General features: G+C 62.9%; 25 protein-coding genes. 12 read left to right on the forward strand and 13 right to left on the reverse strand.

Annotated features, from left to right (window positions below; all coding sequences use genetic code 11):
- Nucleotides 1-107: 107 nt before the first annotated feature.
- Complete coding sequence (locus ACSBOX_RS11250; protein ID WP_442542520.1) at nt 108-1,124, reverse strand: hypothetical protein; 1,017 nt, start codon at nt 1,122-1,124, stop codon at nt 108-110.
- A gap of 337 nt (nt 1,125-1,461) precedes the next feature.
- Between ACSBOX_RS11250 and ACSBOX_RS11255 the strand changes: the two genes are divergently transcribed.
- The 5 genes from ACSBOX_RS11255 to ACSBOX_RS11275 all read left to right on the forward strand — a co-directional run bounded on the left by ACSBOX_RS11255 (nt 1,462) and on the right by ACSBOX_RS11275 (nt 4,119).
- Nucleotides 1,462-1,773: a hypothetical protein gene (locus tag ACSBOX_RS11255; protein ID WP_442542521.1), complete on the forward strand. Its 312-nt coding sequence runs from the start codon at nt 1,462-1,464 to the stop codon at nt 1,771-1,773.
- Between the two features lie 101 nt (nt 1,774-1,874).
- On the forward strand, nt 1,875-2,297 hold the full coding sequence (locus tag ACSBOX_RS11260) for a hypothetical protein (protein WP_442542522.1): 423 nt from the start codon (nt 1,875-1,877) through the stop codon (nt 2,295-2,297).
- A 62-nt stretch (nt 2,298-2,359) separates the two neighbouring features.
- Nucleotides 2,360-3,418 carry an LLM class flavin-dependent oxidoreductase gene (locus ACSBOX_RS11265; protein WP_442542523.1) on the forward strand — a complete coding sequence of 353 codons (1,059 nt, stop codon included), beginning with the start codon at nt 2,360-2,362 and terminating at the stop codon, nt 3,416-3,418.
- Nucleotides 3,419-3,456: 38 nt separating this feature from the next.
- Nucleotides 3,457-3,810, forward strand: coding sequence for a TraR/DksA family transcriptional regulator (locus ACSBOX_RS11270; RefSeq protein WP_442542524.1), 354 nt, complete (start codon nt 3,457-3,459; stop codon nt 3,808-3,810).
- 135 nt (nt 3,811-3,945) lie between these two features.
- Nucleotides 3,946-4,119 (forward strand): YqaE/Pmp3 family membrane protein, encoded by a 174-nt coding sequence (locus ACSBOX_RS11275; protein WP_442542525.1) that lies wholly within the window; start codon nt 3,946-3,948, stop codon nt 4,117-4,119.
- Between the two features lie 61 nt (nt 4,120-4,180).
- Here ACSBOX_RS11275 and ACSBOX_RS11280 read toward each other — a convergent pair whose 3' ends face one another.
- The 6 genes from ACSBOX_RS11280 to ACSBOX_RS11305 form a co-directional block, all read right to left on the reverse strand.
- On the reverse strand, nt 4,181-4,681 hold the full coding sequence (locus tag ACSBOX_RS11280) for a DUF1801 domain-containing protein (RefSeq protein WP_442542526.1): 501 nt from the start codon (nt 4,679-4,681) through the stop codon (nt 4,181-4,183).
- Between the two features lie 52 nt (nt 4,682-4,733).
- Nucleotides 4,734-5,165: a hypothetical protein gene (locus ACSBOX_RS11285; protein ID WP_442542527.1), complete on the reverse strand. Its 432-nt coding sequence runs from the start codon at nt 5,163-5,165 to the stop codon at nt 4,734-4,736.
- A 149-nt stretch (nt 5,166-5,314) separates the two neighbouring features.
- Nucleotides 5,315-6,172, reverse strand: a complete 858-nt coding sequence (locus tag ACSBOX_RS11290; RefSeq protein WP_442542528.1) for an aldo/keto reductase — start codon at nt 6,170-6,172, stop codon at nt 5,315-5,317.
- On the reverse strand, nt 6,169-6,603 hold the full coding sequence (locus tag ACSBOX_RS11295; protein WP_442542529.1) for a cupin domain-containing protein: 435 nt from the start codon (nt 6,601-6,603) through the stop codon (nt 6,169-6,171). The genes ACSBOX_RS11290 and ACSBOX_RS11295 overlap by 4 nt, the downstream gene beginning before the upstream one ends.
- 22 nt (nt 6,604-6,625) lie before the next feature.
- Nucleotides 6,626-6,754, reverse strand: coding sequence for a hypothetical protein (locus ACSBOX_RS11300; RefSeq protein WP_442542530.1), 129 nt, complete (start codon nt 6,752-6,754; stop codon nt 6,626-6,628).
- A 13-nt stretch (nt 6,755-6,767) separates the two neighbouring features.
- Nucleotides 6,768-7,676, reverse strand: a complete 909-nt coding sequence (locus ACSBOX_RS11305) for a helix-turn-helix transcriptional regulator (RefSeq protein WP_442542531.1) — start codon at nt 7,674-7,676, stop codon at nt 6,768-6,770.
- Between the two features lie 132 nt (nt 7,677-7,808).
- Here ACSBOX_RS11305 and ACSBOX_RS11310 point away from each other — a divergent pair, with 132 nt between their 5' ends.
- The 4 genes from ACSBOX_RS11310 to ACSBOX_RS11325 all read left to right on the forward strand — a co-directional run bounded on the left by ACSBOX_RS11310 (nt 7,809) and on the right by ACSBOX_RS11325 (nt 10,285).
- On the forward strand, nt 7,809-8,147 hold the full coding sequence (locus ACSBOX_RS11310) for a carboxymuconolactone decarboxylase family protein (RefSeq protein ID WP_442542532.1): 339 nt from the start codon (nt 7,809-7,811) through the stop codon (nt 8,145-8,147).
- An 84-nt stretch (nt 8,148-8,231) separates the two neighbouring features.
- Nucleotides 8,232-9,074 (forward strand): MBL fold metallo-hydrolase, encoded by an 843-nt coding sequence (locus ACSBOX_RS11315; RefSeq protein WP_442542533.1) that lies wholly within the window; start codon nt 8,232-8,234, stop codon nt 9,072-9,074.
- 292 nt (nt 9,075-9,366) lie between these two features.
- Complete coding sequence (locus ACSBOX_RS11320; protein ID WP_442542534.1) at nt 9,367-9,810, forward strand: universal stress protein; 444 nt, start codon at nt 9,367-9,369, stop codon at nt 9,808-9,810.
- Between the two features lie 31 nt (nt 9,811-9,841).
- A complete protein-coding gene (locus ACSBOX_RS11325) occupies nt 9,842-10,285 on the forward strand; it encodes a pyridoxamine 5'-phosphate oxidase family protein (protein WP_442542535.1) in 444 nt (147 codons plus the stop codon).
- A 39-nt stretch (nt 10,286-10,324) separates the two neighbouring features.
- Here ACSBOX_RS11325 and ACSBOX_RS11330 read toward each other — a convergent pair whose 3' ends face one another.
- From ACSBOX_RS11330 to ACSBOX_RS11350, 5 genes are all read right to left on the reverse strand, one after another.
- Nucleotides 10,325-11,188 carry a universal stress protein gene (locus ACSBOX_RS11330; protein ID WP_442542536.1) on the reverse strand — a complete coding sequence of 288 codons (864 nt, stop codon included), beginning with the start codon at nt 11,186-11,188 and terminating at the stop codon, nt 10,325-10,327.
- Between the two features lie 124 nt (nt 11,189-11,312).
- Nucleotides 11,313-11,636: a DUF3040 domain-containing protein gene (locus ACSBOX_RS11335; protein WP_442542537.1), complete on the reverse strand. Its 324-nt coding sequence runs from the start codon at nt 11,634-11,636 to the stop codon at nt 11,313-11,315.
- Nucleotides 11,637-11,673: 37 nt separating this feature from the next.
- The gene (locus ACSBOX_RS11340; protein WP_442542538.1) at nt 11,674-13,059 is read right to left on the reverse strand and encodes an MBL fold metallo-hydrolase RNA specificity domain-containing protein; all 1,386 of its coding nucleotides are present in this window, start codon (nt 13,057-13,059) and stop codon (nt 11,674-11,676) included.
- Nucleotides 13,060-13,129: 70 nt separating this feature from the next.
- Nucleotides 13,130-13,336, reverse strand: coding sequence for an SPW repeat domain-containing protein (locus tag ACSBOX_RS11345; RefSeq protein ID WP_442542539.1), 207 nt, complete (start codon nt 13,334-13,336; stop codon nt 13,130-13,132).
- Between the two features lie 54 nt (nt 13,337-13,390).
- Nucleotides 13,391-13,828 (reverse strand): universal stress protein, encoded by a 438-nt coding sequence (locus ACSBOX_RS11350; RefSeq protein ID WP_442542540.1) that lies wholly within the window; start codon nt 13,826-13,828, stop codon nt 13,391-13,393.
- Nucleotides 13,829-14,022: 194 nt separating this feature from the next.
- Between ACSBOX_RS11350 and ACSBOX_RS11355 the strand changes: the two genes are divergently transcribed.
- Nucleotides 14,023-14,721, forward strand: coding sequence for a response regulator (locus ACSBOX_RS11355; RefSeq protein WP_442542541.1), 699 nt, complete (start codon nt 14,023-14,025; stop codon nt 14,719-14,721).
- Nucleotides 14,722-14,756: 35 nt separating this feature from the next.
- Here ACSBOX_RS11355 and ACSBOX_RS11360 read toward each other — a convergent pair whose 3' ends face one another.
- Complete coding sequence (locus ACSBOX_RS11360; protein ID WP_442542542.1) at nt 14,757-16,472, reverse strand: GAF domain-containing protein; 1,716 nt, start codon at nt 16,470-16,472, stop codon at nt 14,757-14,759.
- 168 nt (nt 16,473-16,640) lie between these two features.
- Here ACSBOX_RS11360 and ACSBOX_RS11365 point away from each other — a divergent pair, with 168 nt between their 5' ends.
- Together ACSBOX_RS11365 and ACSBOX_RS11370 are read left to right on the forward strand one after the other, a co-directional pair.
- Nucleotides 16,641-17,111, forward strand: coding sequence for a pyridoxamine 5'-phosphate oxidase family protein (locus tag ACSBOX_RS11365; RefSeq protein WP_442542543.1), 471 nt, complete (start codon nt 16,641-16,643; stop codon nt 17,109-17,111).
- Between the two features lie 45 nt (nt 17,112-17,156).
- The gene (locus ACSBOX_RS11370; RefSeq protein WP_442542544.1) at nt 17,157-18,224 is read left to right on the forward strand and encodes a zinc-dependent alcohol dehydrogenase family protein; all 1,068 of its coding nucleotides are present in this window, start codon (nt 17,157-17,159) and stop codon (nt 18,222-18,224) included.
- Nucleotides 18,225-18,240 lie beyond the last annotated feature (16 nt).

The raw sequence follows: 18,240 nt of genomic DNA on the forward strand, positions 1-18,240 counted from the left end.
CGTCCCGGGAGACGCAGGAAAGAGGTTCTCGTCGACGCTCCGATCTTCCTAATTTATCTGTGGAGAAAGGGAGTTTCGAACTCCCAGCCCTTTCTCTACGACGGAACTTACGCACGGTCCGCGCTCCCGGTACTCCCCTCGTCTGCCGTTGGAAGGAGATCTGCGTGGTTTCGAGCATAAATTCGAGCGCGTCGTATTCGGACGGCATAGATCGGAATGAAGATAAGGAGTGCGGCGACAAGGAAAGCGGAAAAGCCAATAGTGAAAGCATCTACCTGTCCGGAAATGAGGTGTTGCATCTGCTGAATTCCAAGCCCCAAGTACAGCAGGATGAGGTAGCCGAGCATGAAGGAAAGCGTGGTCGGGATGATGGCCGCGTATTTCGCGGCAGCAACTTGCTCGCTCTGATCAAGGTCAAGCTTCTTGTTGCTGAGTACCACCTTGGCTACTTTCCGTATCGTGCCGAGGTCGCGGTCGACCGCGTCCCGGAGGCGACGACTCAACGGCAGGCTGACAATGACACACGCGAATCCGGCCGCGAACAGTGCGAACGCCAACGCAAAGAGCGGTTGCGCGCCGACCTGTGAGGCGGCATCGTGGCTGCCGACGCCGACAACACCGAGGACGACTGCCGCAATGGCGAAGACAACGACGAAGGTAATGGCGATAATTGCAATCTTCCGTTGGATCTCATATCGGGTGATGGGCGCCCAGCTCGGCGGCAGCGGGTGAGCTTCGTCGTGGCGGCGCAGGAGTCGACCCATGAGAAGGCTCAGACCGGTCAGCGCGATCCCACCCGCAATGAACAGAACGGGAAGCCATACGGGCGCCTGCACGACTACCGCGAATGTGATGATTGCGATTGCGCCCAGGAATTCAAGCCCTATCACCACCCACAGCCACCGCTTGTAGAACCTGTGGCTTCCCGCGGTTCTTCTCACGTTCCAGTACGAGGTCAACGAGCCGAGCGATAATGGTCCGTAGGTCATCACGGTAAGCGCAAAGATCGCCAACAACTGCGGTCCCATGGAGTGGCGCGGTGACTGGAAGAAAATCAAAATCGTTCCACCGAGCATTAGTCCGGTCGCGATAACCAAAGAGAAAATGAAGGCAAGCACTTTCATGTTGGAACCCTTCGTCAGCTGCACACCGCGAGATTTCGAATCTAACACCCGACCACCAGTTGTAACCAGGCTGTCTGCTTCAGTGATGCTGTGGAACCCTTAGACAACAAATTCTCCAACTAACCATTTCTTGGCGCGCACAAGGTATTCCGGTCGTACTTCTTACCGCAAAGACGACCGGCAATCGCCGCGCTAGCTTCCGCTACCCGTTCCTGGGAAACGGACGAATAAGCTTGTTCCGGAGCGATCTTGGGGTGCAAAGGCGTGAAAAACCATTCGGTATATGGGTGTACTGTGCATTTGGCGACTGGCTAACAAGAGCAGGAGGGCCGCTGACGTGACCAAGAGACCATACAGGCCGACGACTAGCAGGAACACGTGGCAAGCCGTGTACTCCATGTTCGGTCCGATGGCCGTCGCCAACTTCACGATGCTCCTCGTCATTGTCGTGCTCGTCGTATTCCAACCCAAAGCCAGCGACCCGAGCACGTATTGGGCTATCGCATTGATGGCAGCTTTGATGCTCGTGGCGGGAGGCCTGATGCTGAAGGGACTACTTCGACTCAGGCTGGTCCGCAAAGAACACAAGGAGGACCGGCGACGGATCGCCGCGGGTCTTCCGTTGGAACCCGAACACGACGATGACTAAAACCCCAGGGGATCCTTACGTTTTTAGAGGTGGCCTATCGATTCGCGGGCGGTTCAAGATCCAAGGCCCCTGGGTCATACTCACCATGGGCCCCTCCCAGCTTGAGTTCCGGCCCCGATCCCGTTGGTAGGCGCGCCACTTCGGCCCTTGGCGGGCCGAGCGTTCTGCAGTCCGCGAGACTTATCCCGGGCGTCCACGCAGCGGCGTTCGTCCCAGACAACGCGACCTGGGTAATCCTCGAACAAACCGACGGACTCACGCTCCAGGCCGCGGACACCGAAACGCTCCTGGCGATGAAAATCGCCGCCGAGCGCGACAAGGCCACGCTCGACATCACCCGGCTCTTCCGCCGGCTCAACATCACAAAAGCGAACGACGCCGTCGACCTCGCCTACGACAAACAAGGCGACCACTCCATCCCTCTAGCCCTGTGGAGGGAGCTCCATCTCCGGCAGGCGTTCGATGCCGGCGACGTGGCACTGCCCACCTCAGCCGACACGAAGGGTAACCTCCCGCCATTGTGAGAAGAACGTGCAGGTCCCGGCGCATATTCTGGGATCAGCCGTATCCGATCCTGAAGGAAGCCATGCCCGACACCTCACGCCCCTTACGCAAACTTGGATTCCTCACCATTGGCCTGTTCGATCCGGCGGATCCCGCCTCGGGCCACGAATCCACTTTGCGGATCATCGAACTTGGCGAAGGCCTCGGATTCGACAGCGCTTGGCTGCGGCACCGTCATCTGCAGTTCGGAATCTCCTCCCCCATCGCGATGATGGCCGCCGCCAGCCAGCGCACCTCAAGGATCGAGCTTGGAACCGCCGTAACCCCGCTCGGCTGGGAAAACCCCTTGCGCCTGGCCGAAGACCTGGCCACCGTGGATCTGCTCGCCGGGGGACGCATCAATCCGGGGCTGAGCGTGGGTGAACCGATGCACTACCACACCGTGAAGCACGAGCTGTACCCGGATTCCTCCGAGTTGGAGGATTTCAGCTACGGGCGCCTGAACCGATTTGCGCGGCTGATTGCGGGGGAAAAGGTGCGGGACTTTTCCGGCAGGCAGGGTGTAGTCGAGGAATTCTCCAACCGCGTCGAGCCGCACTCTGCCGGGCTCCGGGATCGCCTTTGGTACGGGGCGGCCAGCAGGAAATCGGCCGTCTGGGCCGGGGCAAACGGCTTCAATCTGCTCTCCAGCAGCGTCATCTTTCCGGAAGCGGATCAGGAACCGGACTTTGCCCGAATCCAGCAGTCGCAGATTCGCGCCTTCCGTGAAGCCGCTGAAACGTCCGCCCAGGCGCATGGACAGGCCCGTGTGTCGCAGGGCCTGGTGGTGATCCCAACTGATTCGGCTTCGGCCGGTCAGCGGGAGAAATACCAGCGGTATGTTGATGAACGCACTCCCCGCACACGGGCGCCGCAGGGGGCAAGGGGCATGCTGTTCGCCGCGGACCTGATCGGTACCAGCGACGAGATCGCCGAGCAGCTATACGCACACGCAGGATTCCAGGAAGTCGACGAGGTGGCGTTTGCGCTGCCCTTCAGCTTCGACCACGAGGATTACGTCCAGATCCTCACCGACATCGCCAGCAAACTCGGTCCATCCCTGGGATGGACTCCGGCTGAAGTCCGTCGCGACCCGCAGTAGGCCTCACGGCCCGCAATCGCCCGGTAGCCTTTCGTCCCATGGTCGACGCGAAGCGGTTCCGAGTGCTCCTAGAGGAGCAACGTGACCGCAAGGTCGCGCTCTTGAATGCCCTCCTTGGGGACATCACTTCGGTAAATGTCGCCAGGCAGGACTCGAACGTCGACGACGAACACGATCCGGAAGGGAGCACGATCGCCTTCGAACTTTCCCAGGCTTCCGCACTCATGGAGCAGAGCCGGGTGGGCCTGGAACAGATCGAGGCGGCTTTGCTGCGGATTGCCAGCGGCAGCTACGGACTGTGCGCCGTGTGCGGCAAGCCCATAGCGGAGGGTCGCCTGGAGGCAAGGCCTTGGACTCCGTATTGCATAGAGCACGCATCCGGTCAGCGCTAAGCCAAGACAAATACCCCTCCCGTCACTCGTTGCCAACGATGTGCGATCCGGCGTGAGGGCGCATCTGATGCGGCCCGCGCGCGAATGCAACCCGAGCGGAAGCCAGCCCGACCACCTATGAGGCAGGATTGGGGTATGAAGAAGATCCTGCTCATCGTCCTGTGTTTCTTCCTGCCGCCCCTGGCCGTGCTCCTGCACGAGGGCCTGAACCGGAAAGTACTGTGGGCACTGCTGTGGCAGCTGCTAGGACACTTCCCCGGAGTCATCTACGGAATTCTCGTGGTTACTAAGGACCCCGAGAGGAAATAACGCCCGGTCGCTCGGCGTGCCAGGGCCCATCGACGTCGATTGTTCAGCGGCGCGGTCAGGTTCAGCGCTTCTTGCCACCAACACCCGGCACAGACGCGACTTGTTTCATCCACGCCGCGATCTGGCTTTCGTCGATGTCGTCCAGGGATTCAAGCTCCACACCCCGTGTGGACTTGCCCATCCCCACGGGTGTAATCGGCGGTACGGGCTCGAGCGCCGCCCCATTCACAAACATGAGCTTGACATGGCCAGCAAAGCCGCCGCAGCTGAAGCACCAACCGTCGCCTACACCGTAGTACGACATGCCCCACTTCACGGAGCGCCGGAGGTTGGGCAGCGTCTTTGCCGCCAAAGCATCGACCGTTTCGGCGATGCCGCGCTGCGGCTGAGGCAGGCTGGCGATATATGCGAAGACCGGTTTGTCGCCGACCGCCGCTTTCGCGGGGCTTGCCCTCCCAGTCATGGCTTCCGGCAGCGTGACCGCGACATCGGCCGCCATTGCAGGCGTGGCCGGCTTCTGGGCTTCCCTCTTGCCGGTCTGCCTACTGGTCATAGAGAGCATTATTCCTTACGCATCGCGGGAAAGAACTAGAGCTGAGCGAGCGGCATTGCTCTTAGGGGGCGAGTTCGCCCGCCCGAGTCCACCCGAGGGCCTCGTACCGGTCCGCCGTCCCGGCGTCCACGGGCGCGTAGACAACATCCGCGCCTTCGACGAACGCTTCCTCCGTCAGGCGGGCCAGAACCACGGCCTCGTGATCGGGCGCCACAGTGTCGCTGTCCACTGCGCGCACCGGGCCCACCACAGCGAAACCATCGCCGAACGCCACCCGGCCCCGCGCCAGGGGGCGGTCGAAGCGGGTCAGCTCCACGACGTCGTAATCCTCCAAGGGCGCCTCGAACACGCCGAACTCGGACTCCAGCGGCGGCACGCTGTTGACCTCACCCGGCGGGGCGGTCATCAGGACGCCGGCGGGAAGTGTTTCCTCGCCGTCGTTGAGCCGCGCCCACAGGGGCCGCCAGTCGTGTGTGGTATCCGGTGTGCTCATGCACCAACCCTATCGTCGTCCCGACTGCCGGTAACTTGCGGAAGATCCGTTGAACGAATAGCCGACCGAACACCGGGGCAGCGATCGGTTGAAGACCGACGTTACCTGACGGCCGTGTGCCGCCAGCGCGGCTCCTTCGTCCTCTTGTGTCATTTGCCGCTGTACACCGGGAATACGCTGTGCTCGCCGTAGTCCACGTCCCGCAGACCACGCAGGGCGGCCATGTCGTCGTCGGCGATCACGAAGTCGACCTCGGCGTTTGCGCGCATGTGCTCGGGGTTAGCGGCCTTTGGCAGCGACACCGTGCCCAGCTGCAGCGTGTACCGGATGCACAGCTGGGGCACCGTCACCCCATATCTGGCTGCCATCGCCCGAACCTCGGCGTTTTTCAGGATCTCCCCGTGGGCGATCGGCGAGTATGACTGGACGAGGATGCCTTTGCTCGCACAGTAGGCCAGCAGGTCCGCCGGTGTATTGCCCGCGTGGACCAGGAGCTGGTTCACCTGCGGGACCACGGTCGCGGCGGACAGGATGTTCTCCATGTCCTCCTGCAGGAAGTTCGATACCCCTATCGAGCGGATCTTGCCGGCTCGGTAGGCGTCCTCCAAGGCACGCCATGCCCGGCGGTTCCCGTCTGCGTAGTCACCGCCGCGAAAGTCTTCCCACGGCTGCGGAGAATGGATGAGCATCAGGTCTACGTACCCGAGCCCGAGCTTCTCCAGCGACCCATCGATCGCCGCAACAGCACCGTCATAGTCCTTGATTTCCGCGGCCAGCTTGGTAGAGAGGAACAACTCTTCTCGAGCGACACCGCTGGTGCGGATCCCTCCGCCCACACCGCGCTCGTTGCCGTAGGCCTGAGCTGTGTCGATGTTCCGGTAGCCGATCTCGATCGCGGCCTTCACCGCGTCAGCAGCTTTGTCGTCGTCGATGAACCAGGTTCCAAGGCCCAGCTTCGGGATCTCGACGCCGTTGGCCAGTGTGTAGCTCTCGTTCAGAATGTTCATGCCTTCGCCCCGTTCTTCGGCAGCGCGTCGTACACCTCGTCGGTGACGGGCTCCAGCCATTCGTTGCTGACGTTCTCGCCAGGGGTGATGAAGGCGAGGTGGGAGAACCACGAGTCAGCCTTGGCTCCGTGCCAGTGTTTCGTGCCGGCCGGAACGTGGATCACCGTTCCCGGCTCCAGACTCATAGGCTCGCCGCCCTCTGCTTGGTACCAGCCGCTGCCAGCAGTGCAGATCAGGATTTGGTCGCCTCCACCATCGGAGCCGTGGTGGATGTGCCAGTTGTTGCGGCATCCCGGCTCAAAAGAGATATTGCTGACCGGCACGTTCCCGCCGGCGAGCGGGGCCAGATAGCTCTGGCCGATAAAGTATTGCGCGTAGGCGTCGTTCTTCGCCCCAAGCGGGAAGATCTGTTTGAAGTTGTTGCCGGTCATTCTGCTTTTCCTTTTGTTGTGATCAGTGGTTGACGTACGCCGTGTGCTCGGCGTTGTAGCGGTCTCCGCGGATGCGCGGTTGCTGCGCCGACAACGAGGCCAGGGCGATCTGGCGCAGCTCCGCCCCCTTCACCTCGGCGAGGGCCTTCACATGGTGTGCATGATCAGTCCTTCGTAGTCATAGTGGCGTCGAGTACGGTGCGCGACGGCGAGACGGTCCCGGTGGCGATTTCGGTGGCCGCGAGGCTCGCCAGCAGCTGCAGGCGCTGCTCGCTCGGCGAACCGGGCTCGGCGGTGTAAATGAGGAACGACAGCCCGGGCTCGGCGGTCAGTTCCAGACCTTCATAGCTGAGGGTGAGATCGCCGACCGCGTGGTGGTGGAAGTCCTTCGTGCCCGAGCCGTGGCGGCGGACGTTATGCGCACCCCACCGCGTACGGAACGCATCGCTGCAGGTTGAGAGTTCACCGACGAGGTCATGCAGCTGCTTGTCACGAGGATCATGACCGGCCTCAGTGCGCAGGATCGCCACGGTGACATCGGACGCCGCCTCCCAGTCCGGGTAGAAGGTCCTCGCCCGTTCGTCGAGGAAGCAGTAACGGGCGAGGTTTCCCTGCCCCGGCCCGTCGAAGACCTCATCGTAGAAGGCGCGGCCCAGGGCATTGGCCGCTAGGATGTCCATCCGTCCGTTCCGTACGAACGCCGGGCCGTTCACGATGACCTCCAGCGCGCGGGTCAGGCTATCCCGCGCCACCCACGTCTTCGGCTTGCGCCGCCGCACGGGTTGCGCGCCGCCGTTTGCCGCCCTTGCGAGATCAAACAGGTGCTCGCGTTCGGCGTCGTCGAGCTGCAGGGCCCGTGCGACCGACTCCAGCACGGAGTCGGACACCCCGACGAGGTTGCCTCGCTCGATCTTGGCGTAGTACTCCGGGCTAACGTCGGCGAGCATCGCGACCTCGCCCCGCCTCAATCCCGCCACGCGACGATGCCCCGAGACCGCCAACCCGGCCTGCTCGGGGCTGATGTTCGCTCGGCGGGACATGAGGAACTCCCGCGCTTCGTCCCTGGTATTCATGCAGACAACGCTAATTCGATCGGCGCCTTGGAGGGAGTCTCCACTGGTACACCCTTCACTGGAGACTCCCTCCCTGGTTGCCGTCACGATGGAATGGATCCGTCCACGCAACGACGACAAAGGAGACAAACCATGAGCAACAAGGAACGGAACACCGGCTGGAGCGGCGCGAAGAACGCTTTCGGTGACTTCGCACCCGGAATGGTCCACTACACCGACAAGGTCCTCTTCGATGAGGTCTGGGAACGCGAGGACCTGTCCAAGCGCGATCGCAGCCTGATCACCGTCGCTGCATTGACCGCGCTGGGCAAGATGGAGCAGCTGAATTTCCACCTGGACTTCGCAATGAAGAACGGAGTAACTGCGGACGAACTGAAAGAGGCCCTGTTGCACTTGGCGTTTTACTCCGGCTGGCCCAACGGCATGGGCGCGATGAGCGTATTGAAGGGCATCATGGATGAAGAGAGCTGAGCGTTTACAGCTGCTTGGTACGACCGGACCTGTTGTAGCTCGACCAGAGAAAGACCCGCTGCACCCCAGCATTCCCCAGGAGAGATGATGAACGATCCGCGCACACCGCTCCGGCGCAGCCCCCGCGGGCAGGCCATGGCACCGTCGACAATGCCGATTCAGGTCGAGGCATTCGACGACCCCCACGGCACCGTGCTCCATTGGCTCGGTATGGCGGGATTTCTGATCAACGCACGAGGAACTTTGCTGGCCGTCGACCCGCTGCTCCAGGACTTCGACATGCCAATGCTCATCAACTTCCCGCTCCAGCCAGCAGACGTCCCCCGACTCGATGCGATCCTTGTCACCCACGCCGACAACGACCACTTCAGCGTGCCGACATGTACGGCCCTGAATTCAGTCACCCACCGGTTCCACTCGACCCGCTACGTCTCCGAGCTGATGCATGAACTTGGCATGCCCGCCCAAGGCCACGGCATCGGCGATGCCTTCACCGTCGGAAGCGTCCGGATCACGGTCACACCCGCCGACCACGCCTGGCAGAATGCCACGCCCCAACCGGGGCAGCGGACTTTCCACGATGAGGACTCCTGCGGCTTCTGGATCGAGACCCCTGACGGCGTGATCTGGGCACCAGGCGATTCACGGCTGATCCGCGAACACCATCTGACCATGCCGACCCCGGACGCGCTACTCTTCGACTTCTCGGACAGCGAATGGCACTTCACCTTCGACGGCGCGGTCGAGATGGCCAATGCCTACCCCGACGCGGACCTGCTCCTGCACCACTGGGGCTCGGTGGACTCCCCCGATTTCTCCCCGTTCAATGCCGACCCGGAGACGCTCCGGGGCGTCGTGGTCAACCCCAAACGCATCCGTGTACTCGCACCGGGCGAGCCATTCCGGCTGGGCGGCGCGTCAGCGTAAGCACGACACAATCAGCGGTTGACGTAGCCCAGGTGGGCGGCCGCTTTCCAACCCGAAGAACGGTAGTTCACGCAAAGGCGCATCCAGGTCGGTAAAACTGGGCACACGAGGCACCACCCTGGTGGTTCGCGACGAACTGCCGGGGCTACGACTCTCTCGTCCGCAGGCTGCCAGTGCCGGACACGGTCCAAAGAGACTGCCACGGGCGAGCTGTGACTTTCGGCCCTACAACCCGGGACAGCCACCGGTCACGCTAGCGGTGTACGGAACACCTTAATCGCGGGAGAAAGTCATGGGCGGGGAAGCCTCCACAGGAAAGATCATTGTTGGTGTTGATGGGTCGGAAGCCTCCATCGAGGCACTGAGGCAGGCCCAGACCCTTTCGGTGGCATTGGGAGCGCAAATTGAGGCCGTTGCCTATTGGGAGTTCCCTCAGGTCTATGGCGGCTATGTGGCCATGGGCATGGAGGACTTCGAGGAAGGCGCCGGACACGTCCTCAAGGAATCCTTGGAGAAGGCGTTCGGTCCGGAATTGCCGGACAACGTCGTCTCCCGCGTTGTCCGCGGTCACGCACGGGAATCCCTCATTGAAGCTAGCCGGGGAGCGGACATGATCGTTCTCGGCAGGCGTGGCCACGGAGGATTTGGCGGGTTATTGCTCGGATCGGTGAGCTCTGCCTGCGTTGCCCACGCCCACTGCCCGGTCCTTGTTGTCCATGCTCCGGAAGAGAGCTGAAGGGCGCGAGGAGACCCCTGGAGGAGAACCAATGTCCCTTCCCGACATCGATCCGGCCCGCTTCGACGGTGCCCGGCACGTCACAGAGGAGCTTAGCGAGGAGCGCTGCTGGGAGCTGTTGTGCTCACAGGACACAGGCCGCTTCGGCTTCACCTACAAGAACCGAGTGATGATCCTGCCCGTCAGCTACCTCGTCCACAACAGGGCGATCTATTTCCGCACCTCTGCTGCCGGGACCATCGGCAACGCCGTACCTCGCCTCAGTTCATCGTTTGAGATTGATGAGGCACGGCCGGACCGCAGCGAAGGGTGGTCGGTCCTGGTCAGTGGACCTTCCTCGCATGTGCAGGAACCGAAGCTGCCGACCTATCTTTGGGGACAGGTCATGGAAGAGCCCTGGGCAGGCGGGGCAAGGAACGACTTCATCCGGATCCACGCGGCGGTAGTGACTGGCCGCCACGTCCACCTAGCCTGAATCCGGTTACTGGCGCCACCCCTCGACGGCGCCCGCCCGCTATTTCCTGTTCTTGACCCGGCGTATCCGGGTGATGATGGTGGGGCACGCCAGCTGGGCAAGGACTGCGTGGGCGGTTGAGCCCAGCAGGAGACGCTTGATTCCGCCTCCGCCGCGGCTGCCGAGGACCAGCAGCTTCGCCGTCGATGCGGCTTCAGCGAGGGCCTGGGCCGGTGGATCGGCGGCTAGTACTTTGTGGACGACGAGGTCGGGGTAGTTTTCCGCCAGGCCGGCGACTGTCTCGGCGAGGACCAGCCGTTCTTCTTCCATGAATTGCTCGACGAAGCTGCCCTCGGGCAACCCCCTTTGCAACCAGGCACCGGGTATCGGGTAGGCGTGCAGCACGGTGAGTTCCTGTCCTTCGCGGTCCGCCTCCGCGGCAGCGAAGGCTACCGCTTGCGTTGATTCCTCCGAACCGTCCACTCCGACGACGACTCCGCGGCGGGAGTTCGCCGTCTCTTCTCCGACTACAGCCACAGGGCAGAGCGCCACGGAAGCGATCTGCAGGGCGTGGTCGGTCAACCGGCCTCCCGGCCGGACATGGGTCCCGGAGCCGATGACCACCAAGGACGCCTTCTTGGACCTCTTGCGGAGGGCGTAGCCTGCGGTGCCCGAGATCAGTACGGTTCGAACATCAACTGTCGGTTCCACCCCGGCTGCATGAGCTTTGGCCTTGATTAGAAGCTCGGTCGCGGCCTTGTTGACCATCTCGTTGTAGGCAAAGGATTCGGCCATCCACCGGTCATCCACCGCATGCACGAGCTCCACGGGCAGCTTCAAAGCCGCGGCCCGGTGCGTTGCCCAAGTCACCGCGGCCTCGTTGGCCCCGGTGTCGTTGATGCCGACGACTATTGGCTCCTTCATGGCATGTCCGCCCTTCCTCGAGAAAGTCTTCGGCCAGTCGCGACCTATACAGGTTCAGTCTCCGTCCCGCCGCTGCTGCCTGTTAGGGCCGGAAGTCCCGCGGGCCAATTCGAGACAGCGCCCACTACCCCAGCTCTGCGGGACCCATGGACTGGGAAGAGCTCGGACGCCACCGTATCAGCGGCGAGCCAATGCGCCTCGTTGCCAGGTACGCCCCTGCGCCCATGATGGTGAATCCAACGATTCCCAAGGCCGGGGTGCGGGCCGCGACTCCGGCCAGCAGCACAAGGCATCCGACGACGGCGGCAAAGATGCCGAAAGCGATGTGTCGGGACTTGGGAGGCCCCGGCGTCGATCTCATCTTCGAGGCGAATTTCGGGTCATCGCGCTCCATTTCCTGGGCGATCTGTTCCAGTGTCTTCTTTTCGTGTTCGGAGAGAGCCATCATCGGCCTCCTATGCCGGCGTAGGTGGGAACTATTGCTGCTAGAGCGGGTTGTCGAGCGGGACTGCTTCGAGGTATTCAGGGACTCTGGCGTTCCAGCCCAGCTCTCGCTTGATGCGGCGGCGCAGGGCATCAGAGGCATCGGGTTCGCCGTGGGTGATGTATGTCATGTGCGGGGCTTCATCCGCTCTGTGCATCCAACGAATGATTTCGTCGGCGTCGGCATGCGCGGAGAATCCTTCAATTTGTACGACCTCGGCTTGAATGGGGACGTCCTGGCCGTAAATTCTGAGTTCCTTTGCTCCGGCCGCCAGGTCGGCACCGCGTGTTCCTCCGGCCTGGTAGCCGCTGAGGACGATGGCGTTTTTCGGATCCGGACCATAGGCCTCGAGGTGGTGGAGGATCCTTCCTCCGGTAAGCATGCCGCTGGCGGAGATGATGATCATGGGTCCTCCCCTCAGGTTGAGAAGCTTGGAATCGTCTGCAGTGCGTGTCATCGTGGCCAGCTTGTACATGTCTTCGAACTCGTCCACGAGCAGCCGGTGTTCATCGGCATGCTGCCGGTACATGTAGGAAGCGTCGATGGCCATGGGGCTGTTGAGATATACCGGAATGTCCGGGATAAGGTGCTTGCGACGGAGCCTTGTGAGGTGGAGCATCAGGGTTTCTGCGCGGCCGACGGCGAACGCGGCAATCATGACGACCCCGCCGCGCCTGGCAACGCGGGACACGACCGCTCCAAGCTCGGCCTCCGGGTCCTGGTCCGGGTGGCTCCGGTTGCCGTACGTAGATTCAGTGACAAGAACGTCGGTAGCCTCGAGTTCCCGCGGCGGGAACATGAGGGGATCGTCGGCACGGCCCAGGTCTCCGGTGAGGTGTATCGAATGCCCATCAACGTTTATGTGGACCTGGGCTGCTCCGAGGATGTGCCCGGCCGGGAGGAAGGTGGCCTCGATGCCATCGCCAAGATCAAGCGGGGCATCAAAATCCCGGGGCTCGAAGGCGTTCAGGGACCTCACCGCATCGGCGGCGGTGTAGACCGGAAGCGCGGGAACATGCACCGAGGAGCCTCGATGATCGGCGTAGCGGGCTTCCTCTTCCTGGAGGTGGCCGCTGTCCGGAAGCAGCAATTTGCACAGTTCACTCGTCCCGTGGGTGGCGTAGACCGGCCCCGTGAAACCGTCACGGACAAGCGCCGGAACATATCCCGTGTGGTCCAGGTGCGCGTGAGTGAGCAGCACCGCATCGATCGAACCCGGAGGAATGGGGAACGGAATCCTGTTGCGGTCCCGGATGCGTTTGTAGCCTTGGAAGAGGCCGCAGTCGACCAGGACTCGTGTGCCCCGGGATTCAAGGAGGTAGCGGGACCCTGTGACAGTGTCCGTTGCTCCCAGGAACCGTAGACGGGCCGGGTGGGTGTTGTTCATGCCGGTCTCCTCAGTGTCGGCGGTACCGGGCATCCGGCGGTGGCCTGATGCCCGGTACCGTGTTGCGCAGCTACGGGGCCGGCATCACATGGTGGTGGCGGTACTCTTCGGTACTGGGTTTGATCGCCAGGGCCGTGACCACCAGGGTCACCGCGCCAGGAATCCAGGCGCTCCAGGCGGCGCCCGCCATCGAGGCGAAGCCTCCGAGCCATGGCGCTAGGAGGAGGACGACGGCGAGCACGGCTTGCGACCATTCGGCCACCGGCATCCCTGGCATGGCCAGGTTGGTGACACCGGCGGCGACCAGGAGGACGCAGAGGATGGGTTCGTCTCATTCGGGCTCTCGCACGACGAGAACCGGGCAATGGGCATGGGCAACGCAGGCTGCGCTGACGGAGCCGAGCAACAGCCCGTTGAACCCGCCGTGGCCGCGTCTCCCCACCACCAGCAAAGAGGCGAATCTGCTGGCATCGACGAGCGCCTGCCGGGCGCCGCCGAGGACGAGCCTGGTCCGGACGTTCCCGGGCAGTCGCGGGCCGAAAGCCCTCGTCATGGCGTCTTGGAGTATCTCGGACGCCTGGTGGCTGAATCCGTCGCGTCCCATCATTTCGTAAGCCTCATGTCCCACCGGGAAGTCCCAACAGACCCAGGCTTCGACATTGGCCCCTAGTGCCGATGCGAGGCGGTGGGCTTCGCGTAGTGCCTCGACGGAGGCTTCTGAGCCATCGACACCAACGATGATCTTGTCGTGCCGGGTTCCCGTGGCCATGGTTTCCCCTTCCTTTCCCGCGGTTTCTCTAAGAATGGGTAGAAAATTCCCCGCCAAACAGGGCCGAAAGTCATGGCCCCCGGCTTGGGTACTTCGGCCCTTGTTTGCCGCTGGCGGGCAGTGAACAATGACATAGCCGGGAAAGCATCAGGAACCGGCGGGACAGCGGCCACGGGCTGCCTGATAGGAGGATCATGGAACGCCCATTTTCGCCCCAAAGCGACGCCCGGGCCCCTGGCGCGCCGCCTATCCGCGTCTATGTTCTTGATGATCATGAGCTGGTCCGCCGAGGGCTGCAGGAACTGCTCGAGAGCGAAGGCTTTGTGGTGGTGGGCATGTCCGGCTCCGCGGAGGAGGCCGCCCGGCGCATTCCGGCGTTGCGCCCGGACGTGTCGGTGCTGGACGCCCGGTTGCCCGACGGCACGGGCATCGAGGTGTGCAGGGAGGTCCGGTCCGTGGACCCCACCCTTAACTGCTTGATACTGACCAGCTACGACGACGAACAGGCCCTGCGGGGAGCGGTCCTTGCCGGTGCGGCAGGCTACGTCCTCAAGGAAATCGGCGGTACCGACCTAATTGGCGCGCTCCGCCGGGCCGCGCGGGGCGAGTCCCTGTTCGACGCGTCTGTGAAGGCGAAAATCATCCAGGGACTCACGGAACCGCAGCGAGTGGACCCGAGGCTCGCCTCATTGACGCCCCAAGAGCGGCGGGTCCTTGACCTAGTAGGACAGGGCCTGACAAACCGGCAGATCGGTGAAGTAATGCAGCTCGCCGAAAAGACCGTGAAGAACTATGTGTCCTCGATGCTGGCCAAGCTGGGATTCGAACGACGCACCCAGGCAGCTGTCTATGTTGCCCATGGAACAGAGATACCGAGGGGGCCGGTTCGCTGATCCACCGGCGGATGCAATCTCGGCAAACGGCAATTTCAGCAGACCGGCACAGACCACAGCACGCTTGTGCCCTTCGTCGGGGCGCTGGTCACCTCAAACGAACCACGCAACTCCGAGGCCCGCTGTTCCATGTTCACCAGGCCGTTTCCGGGGACGGCATCCCTGAAGCCCTTGCCGTCGTCTTCGATGATCAAGGTCAGCATGCCGTCCTCCACCGACACTGAAACGCTGATTGCTTGTGCCTCGGAATGACGCACCGCATTGCTGAGGCCTTCGGAGATGACCGCGAGCGCGTTGGTGACTGTTGCGTCGTCGAGCACCGAATCGACCTGCCCGTTGAGCGTCAGGTGAGGGGCAAAGTGCAGCGATCTGGTGGCGGTGCGCACGGTCTGAAGTATCCGGCTGCTCAGCAACTCCTGCTCCCCGGAAGAACGCAAAGAGTAGATCGTGTTCCGGAGGTCCCGGATGGTCTCATCCAATTCGGCGGTGACCGCATCGATCCGGGTCAGGGCGGGCTCGCCCGTCGTGAACCGCCGCAGGCTCTGAATGCTGAGTCCCGCGGCGAAAAGGCGCTGGATGACGAGGTCGTGCAGGTCCCGGGCAATGCGGTCCCGGTCCGAGAAGACCACAAGCTGTTCACGGAGCCGGTGAATCCGGTCAAGCTCCAGGCCCAAGGCCACGTGCGAGCCAAAGACGGCGCCCATTTCCACATCCGTCTTAGCGAACGGCCCCGTTCCTGGGGCCCGAACCAGGAACAGAAGCCCATGATGGGCTCCCTGTGCACTGAGATCTATCGCCAGGAGTTTTCCCTTGGACAAGCCGTCAGCCGGTCCGAGGATGTCTCCAGCCTCGTCCATGGAGGCGGGCATCCCGGTGGCGGCGACCGACCTGATGACGGCGGAATTCATCGGCAGGATGTTTCCGGCGAAATGTGCGCTGTCCGTTCCCGCGGCACCCGCGACGCCGTACGAATCCATCCCTCCGTCTGGAACGAGAATCAGGGCCAGCTGGGAACCAGATTCCCGGAGCGCCCTGTCGGCGATCTGGTCAAGCCCGACATTTTCCGGTTCAGCCGTCCGGTCGTCGCCCAGCATCCGGCCGGTCACATCCATGCATGCCTCAAGCCAGGAAGCACGGCGGCGGGCGTCCTCATAGAGCCGGGCGTTCTCGATGGCCACGCCGGCAGCAGCGGCCAACGCCACCGCAAGGTCCTCGTCTTCCGGAGTGAAATCGCCGCCGCCCTCTTTTTCGGTCAAGTACAGATTGCCGAAGACGACGTCACGGACCCGCACCGGGACACCAAGGAAGGACTTCATCGGTGGATGGTTTGCAGGGAATCCGTACGACTTCGGATGTTGGTGCAAATCATGAAGTCGAAGCGGCGCTGGTTCGGTGATCAGCAGGCCGAGGACCCCGTGTCCGGTAGGCAGTGGGCCGATTCGGTGTGCAAGCTCCTCGTCGATGCCGACCGTGACAAAGTGGCTCAGCGATTTGTCTTCACCGATGACACCCAGCGCGCCATAGCGGGCATGCAGCAGCCGGCAGGCGGACTTGACGACCCTGTCCAGTACGGCGTCCAAGCTCAAGTCTTCGGCGACGGCCACCACCGCTTCCAGAAGTCCCCGCATTTGTTCCTGGGCATCCAAGAGTTCTCCAGCCCTGCCCAGAAAGTCCCTGAGCAGGTCTTCGATCCGGGTCCCGGTGGCGTGGAGACGATCAGCCCGCACAGGTTCTGGAATGGAGCCGTTCATCTACTGCCTTTCAAGCGGTACCGCCCACACAGGCCAAGTAACCCGTGTTGTGGCAGGTGGCGTATCCGATGCCAGACTACCCCCGAGTCTTCGGTTCCTCCAGACGCCCGTGAGGCGAGGGCCTTTGTGCCCTGTTTCCCCCTCATGCCCCGGAGTAGCCTCGGCGACATGACGAACACACCATCAACACCAGAACCGGAGGTCCTGCAACCTCAACAATGCTGGGAACTCTTGCGCGGCGTCTCGGTGGGGCGCCTCGCCGTCTGGGCGGAAGACCACCCGGATATCTTCCCGATCAACTACAAGGTCGACCACGGCACCCTCGTCTTCCGCACCGGAGGGGGAACCAAGCTCCACTCGGCCCTGGGCGAAACGCCGGTTGCGCTGGAGGCCGACGGCGTCAACCCGGACACCGGGGTGGCGTGGAGCGTGGTCGTGAAAGGGCAAGCTGTTGCTATTAGGCTCACCCAGGAGGTGCTTGATACGGTCGGGCTGCTCCTTTTCCCCTGGCAAGCGGGCCACAAAGACCATTTCATCCGCATTGTCCCGACGTCGATCACCGGGCGCCGCTTCACCGTCACCCCTCCCCTCACGTGGTGGAGTCCCTTGGATGACGCCACCCGCTCCGGACTTGAGTGATGGGGGCGCCCGGCGGTACCTCTTGCCCTACCTTGATGGAGCATCATGAAAGCACTCGTCTATGGCGGACCGGGACAGAAGTCCTGGACGGACGTCCCGGATCCCCACATCGTCAACCCCACCGACGCGATCGTCCGCATCGATACCACCACAATCTGCGGGACGGACCTTCATATCCTCAAAGGCGACGTTCCGGCGGTCCAGGAGGGACGGGTCCTCGGGCATGAGGGCGTCGGAACGGTCACCGAAATAGGTTCCTCCGTCACCGGGCTCAGGACCGGAGACCGCGTCCTCATTTCCTGCATCAAGTCCTGCGGACACTGCGGCAACTGCAAGAAAGGCCTCTACTCGCATTGCTCCGGGGAGGAGGGCCAAGCGGGAACCGGCTGGATCTTCGGCCATCTCATTGACGGCACCCAAGCCGAGTACGTGCGTGTCCCGTACGCGGAAAACTCGCTCTACAAACTGCCCCACGGGGTCACCGACGACCAGGCCGTCATGCTCTCCGACATCCTGCCGACGGCGTTCGAAATTGGAGTCCAAGCCGGTCGCATCAAGCCGGGCGACGTCGTCGCCGTGGTCGGAGCGGGCCCCATCGGCCTCGCCGCGATAGCCACATCAGGCCTCCACGGCGCCGCCACGATCATCGCCATCGACCCGGACGAAGGGCGCCTTGCCCGGGCCCGGGAGTTCGGCGCAACGGGGGTCGTGAACCCTTCCGGTCCTGGTTGGATCAGCGACGTCATATCCTACACCGACGGCGCCGGAGTGGATGTCGTCATCGAAGCAGTCGGAATCCCCGACACCTTCGACATGGCCGTGCGGCTCGTGCGCCCCGGCGGGAATGTGGCCAACATCGGCGTGCACGGAAAATCCGTTGAACTGCGCCTCCAGGACCTCTGGATCCGCAACATCAACATCAGCATGGGCCTCGTCAACACCAACACGACGCCGATGCTCCTCCGCCTGGTGGCCCAGCACAAGATCCCGGCCGAGAAATTCGCGACCCACCATTTCACCCTGGCGCAGATCATCGATGCCTACGACACCTTCTCACGGGCGGCTGAAACACACGCACTGAAGGTCATTCTCAGCCGGGAATCCCACCACTAGGCAAACACCGGCTGAA

The sequence above is a fragment of the Arthrobacter sp. KN11-1C genome (assembly GCF_052180225.1).
In the GTDB taxonomy this organism is placed as follows: Bacteria; Actinomycetota; Actinomycetes; order Actinomycetales; family Micrococcaceae; genus Arthrobacter.

Bases quoted from the DNA above. Each gene is read 5' to 3' on its own strand.
- ACSBOX_RS11250 (WP_442542520.1), bottom strand. From the start codon at position 1,124: ATGAAAGTGCTTGCCTTCATTTTCTCTTTGGTTATCGCGACCGGACTA.
- ACSBOX_RS11365 (WP_442542543.1), top strand. From the start codon at position 16,641: ATGACGAACACACCATCAACACCAGAACCGGAGGTCCTGCAACCTCAA.
- ACSBOX_RS11280 (WP_442542526.1), bottom strand. From the start codon at position 4,681: ATGCTCTCTATGACCAGTAGGCAGACCGGCAAGAGGGAAGCCCAGAAG.
- ACSBOX_RS11270 (WP_442542524.1), top strand. From the start codon at position 3,457: ATGGTCGACGCGAAGCGGTTCCGAGTGCTCCTAGAGGAGCAACGTGAC.
- ACSBOX_RS11345 (WP_442542539.1), bottom strand. From the start codon at position 13,336: ATGCCAGGGATGCCGGTGGCCGAATGGTCGCAAGCCGTGCTCGCCGTC.
- ACSBOX_RS11340 (WP_442542538.1), bottom strand. From the start codon at position 13,059: ATGAACAACACCCACCCGGCCCGTCTACGGTTCCTGGGAGCAACGGAC.
- ACSBOX_RS11275 (WP_442542525.1), top strand. From the start codon at position 3,946: ATGAAGAAGATCCTGCTCATCGTCCTGTGTTTCTTCCTGCCGCCCCTG.
- ACSBOX_RS11290 (WP_442542528.1), bottom strand. From the start codon at position 6,172: ATGAACATTCTGAACGAGAGCTACACACTGGCCAACGGCGTCGAGATC.
- ACSBOX_RS11370 (WP_442542544.1), top strand. From the start codon at position 17,157: ATGAAAGCACTCGTCTATGGCGGACCGGGACAGAAGTCCTGGACGGAC.
- ACSBOX_RS11315 (WP_442542533.1), top strand. From the start codon at position 8,232: ATGATGAACGATCCGCGCACACCGCTCCGGCGCAGCCCCCGCGGGCAG.
- ACSBOX_RS11355 (WP_442542541.1), top strand. From the start codon at position 14,023: ATGGAACGCCCATTTTCGCCCCAAAGCGACGCCCGGGCCCCTGGCGCG.
- ACSBOX_RS11305 (WP_442542531.1), bottom strand. From the start codon at position 7,676: ATGAATACCAGGGACGAAGCGCGGGAGTTCCTCATGTCCCGCCGAGCG.
- ACSBOX_RS11350 (WP_442542540.1), bottom strand. From the start codon at position 13,828: ATGGCCACGGGAACCCGGCACGACAAGATCATCGTTGGTGTCGATGGC.
- ACSBOX_RS11330 (WP_442542536.1), bottom strand. From the start codon at position 11,188: ATGAAGGAGCCAATAGTCGTCGGCATCAACGACACCGGGGCCAACGAG.
- ACSBOX_RS11335 (WP_442542537.1), bottom strand. From the start codon at position 11,636: ATGATGGCTCTCTCCGAACACGAAAAGAAGACACTGGAACAGATCGCC.
- ACSBOX_RS11310 (WP_442542532.1), top strand. From the start codon at position 7,809: ATGAGCAACAAGGAACGGAACACCGGCTGGAGCGGCGCGAAGAACGCT.
- ACSBOX_RS11285 (WP_442542527.1), bottom strand. From the start codon at position 5,165: ATGAGCACACCGGATACCACACACGACTGGCGGCCCCTGTGGGCGCGG.
- ACSBOX_RS11295 (WP_442542529.1), bottom strand. From the start codon at position 6,603: ATGACCGGCAACAACTTCAAACAGATCTTCCCGCTTGGGGCGAAGAAC.
- ACSBOX_RS11265 (WP_442542523.1), top strand. From the start codon at position 2,360: ATGCCCGACACCTCACGCCCCTTACGCAAACTTGGATTCCTCACCATT.
- ACSBOX_RS11325 (WP_442542535.1), top strand. From the start codon at position 9,842: ATGTCCCTTCCCGACATCGATCCGGCCCGCTTCGACGGTGCCCGGCAC.
- ACSBOX_RS11360 (WP_442542542.1), bottom strand. From the start codon at position 16,472: ATGAACGGCTCCATTCCAGAACCTGTGCGGGCTGATCGTCTCCACGCC.
- ACSBOX_RS11320 (WP_442542534.1), top strand. From the start codon at position 9,367: ATGGGCGGGGAAGCCTCCACAGGAAAGATCATTGTTGGTGTTGATGGG.